We start from the raw sequence: 3201 nt of genomic DNA on the forward strand, positions 1-3201 counted from the left end.
GTGCGCTGTTCCACAAGGGCAAGCTCCTCGAACGACCCGTCGAGATCACCCCGGAACCGTCACCGGACACGCCGGTATCCGAGGTCGCCTGACACACCTTAATCCACAGAATTTGACGATTCCTCCCCGAAGACAACGCCGGAGGGCGTATTCGGCCACCGCACGATGACTACGAACGGCACGAGGACAAGAGCCATCACCACCACAGACCAGTCGTTGACTGCACCTGCGATCAATGCCGGGGTCTATCTCGCTAACGGTGTTTCGGCCGGTTTCCATCAGTAGGTTTCCGATCCCGGCCACCGATCGGCGAACGTGATCGCAAACGCGTTCAGAGCAGGCTTCCACCTCGTAATCCATCGTGCCTGGCCCTTGCCTGTCGGGTCCAGTGACCGCGTCACCAGATCGAAGCACTTGAGCGCAGCAGCCTCGGTGGGAAAATGCCCACGAGCCTTGACAGCCCGCCGGCATCCGGCATTCAAAGACTCAATCGCATTGGTAGAGCACAGCACTCGCCGTATCTCGGTGTCGTAATCCAGGAACGGGATGAACTCCTGCCAGGCGTTGTTCCACAATCGGATGATCGCCGGATACTGCTTGCCCCAACGGTCAGCGAGATCCTCGAACGCCGCACTCGCGGCGGCCTCAGTCGGGGCAGCGAAAGATCGACTTGAGATCATGTTTGAGCGCAGCCCAATGCTGCCGCGACGACAACTGAAACGTGTGGGGTCGACCCGAGGCGCGGTATCGGGATTGCTCCCGGTCCGTTTCCTCGGGCCGCCCGCCGAACCCGGCGTGCGATTCTCACCGCACCGGGCTCTCCGCAAGGGTTGTCGGTCCTGTCTTCTGAGCGTGGATCAGCCACGGGTTGGGGATACGCGCCCCGCGGTATCGGTAGCGTTTGATCGTCACCGTCGCGGGTTGAAATAACGTGATCCCACCCGCTTCCGGCCACCATCGGCCGGAGCCATAGTAGTGGCGAATGATCCAGTACGCCTTCCGGTTCGGATGTTTCTTGCGTAGCCAACGCCAGACCCGCCACCACAGGTGGTGGTTGAGCAGGCCGAACGCATGGGCCGACGCGCCGTGCCGGAAATAGAACGCCCAGCCGCGAGTGATCTGTCCCAGAAGTCGGAACATATCTTTCGCGGGCAAGCTGGTGGTCTGTCTGCCGGTCGCTGTCGTGACCTTACGCCGAATGGTGTTCATCGATTTCTTCGACGGATAGGTGTAGATCAGTTTCCGGTCGCTTCCTTTCTGTCGGTGCCGCTGGATGCGGAAACCGAGAAAATCGAAGCCCTCGTCGATCCCGACCACTTGCGTCTTTTCGGGCGCCAGACGGAGCCCGACCGTCGCAAGCACGGTCTCGATCTCGCCGTAGAGATCCTCGGCTTGCTGCCGGGTGCCGAACACCATGACCACGAAATCGTCTGCATAGCGGACGGTTCGGTAGGTCGCGGCGCCTCGGCGGGTGGCACGCCAGCGTTGGGTCTGGTTGCCCATGGCCCGCCATCTTTCCCGGAAGTGCTCATCGAGGACCGACAAAGCGAGGTTGGCCAGCAGCGGGGACAAAATCCCACCCTGGGGAGTGCCGGTGGTGGTGTCGCGGACCTCGTTCAGCTCGTCCAACAGCCCCGCTTTCAGAAACGCCTTGACCAACAGCAGGATTCGTCGGTCAGTCACACGAAGCCGCAACCTGTCCATCAGGGCCGGGTGCGAAATTTCGTCGAAACATGCCGCGATATCGCCCTCGAAGACCTGCTCGTAGCCGCGTGCGGCGTAGAACCGGATTTCCTCGATGGCGTCCTGACATCGACGTTCCGGGCGGAACCCGTAACTGGACGGGTCGAAATCGGCCTCCAGAATCGGCTCCAACACCAGCTTCAACGACGCCTGCACGACGCGGTCACGAAGAGTGGGGATGCCCAGGCGGCGACGTTTGCCGTTCGCCTTGGGAATCGACACCGTCCGTACCGGCACCGGACGAAACGAGCGGTCCTTCAACGAGGTCCGCAGTTCGGTCAGGAAACCGGCCACGCCGCGCTCGCTGTTCTCGACCGACCACGCGGTGGCCCCGTCGATCCCAGCCGTCTTGGCGCCCTTGTTCTCCCGGACCCGCGTCCACGCCATGACGAGGAACCCTGGGTCCACCACGAGATTGAACAGATCATCGAAACAACGACCAGGATCGGCCGCCGCCCAACTGTGCAGTTTGGTCTGAATCCCCAGTACCCGCTGACGCACCGTGTACGGACGTTCCAGCAGTGCACCGATATTCACCGGCGCCTCTTCCGGCATGACAACTCCCATTCTGCTTCACTTGCTGCCGCCCTTCGCCCTGTGACCGGCTTTCCCGGCCTCCGACTACTACGACGACTCCGCCCCGCCCCGGCCCGATCGGCCGACAGCGGACCCAACCCGACCGCCCGCACTGGATGCGCGGGAAATGTGGTGGGACCGAGACGGTTCCCGTGTTCACCTGTCACCGCTCGACGAGTCCGGTGCCCAGCTATACCCCGGCGGTCGACGGGAGTACGCCGCAGACTTTCCTCCCGACCTGCCCACACCGACGGCTTCGGTGCAGACGGGCGCCATCACCGCAACAATGATGACGCGCACCGCATCCCGGCCCACATCCGCCAGATTCGAGCCGGTTCTTGTTAACGAGGCGTCAAACGCTGATTCCTCGCGTACACCCTCTCGTCTCGCTTGCCGAGCCCGCACCATCTGGCAGTACTAGTACGTCCCGGCTTTGTCGGGGCTGCTCCCAGCTCCACCGAACCGCTACGACGGCCCGGCGACGAAGGTTTCCCACCTCCGATCGGTGAATCAGGCGCCTCACGGCGCACATTGCGGATCAAATGGATTACACACGTTTGGACAGTGGCCGCCGGCCACACATTCTCGACGACCTCCGGTAGACCTTTCAATCCGTCGCAGACCAAGAAGAACACGTCCCGGGTGCCCCTGTTGGGGATGCCCGTCAGCACGGACATCCAGAATTTCGCGCCCTCACCGCCGGTTCCCGCCCACAATCCGAGCACGTCGCGGTGCCCGTCGAGACTGACGCCGATCGCGGCGTAAATAGGCCGGTTCGCTACCTGCCCGTCGTGGACTTTGACGACGATTGCGTCGATGAAGATCGCTGCGTATACCTCGTCGAGTGGTCGGGCAGACCAGTCCTGCACCTCCTCGATCACC

At 62.6% G+C, this 3201-nt stretch carries 1 protein-coding gene and 2 pseudogenes; all 3 read right to left on the reverse strand.

Translation table 11 applies throughout. From position 1 onward, the window contains the following. Nucleotides 1–278 precede the first annotated feature (278 nt). Nucleotides 279–726 (reverse strand): annotated as a pseudogene (locus ATN38_RS00235) (transposase); the annotation flags it as partial. A 78-nt stretch (nt 727–804) separates the two neighbouring features. Further along, nucleotides 805–2298 (reverse strand): group II intron reverse transcriptase/maturase, encoded by a 1494-nt coding sequence (gene ltrA, locus ATN38_RS00240; RefSeq protein ID WP_080656780.1) that lies wholly within the window; start codon nt 2296–2298, stop codon nt 805–807. Nucleotides 2299–2834: 536 nt separating this feature from the next. Beyond that, a pseudogene (locus ATN38_RS00245) lies at nt 2835–3201 on the reverse strand (transposase); the annotation flags it as partial.

Source organism: Rhodococcus sp. FH8 (genome assembly GCF_019266085.1).
Lineage (GTDB): Bacteria > Actinomycetota > Actinomycetes > Mycobacteriales > Mycobacteriaceae > Rhodococcus_F > Rhodococcus_F qingshengii.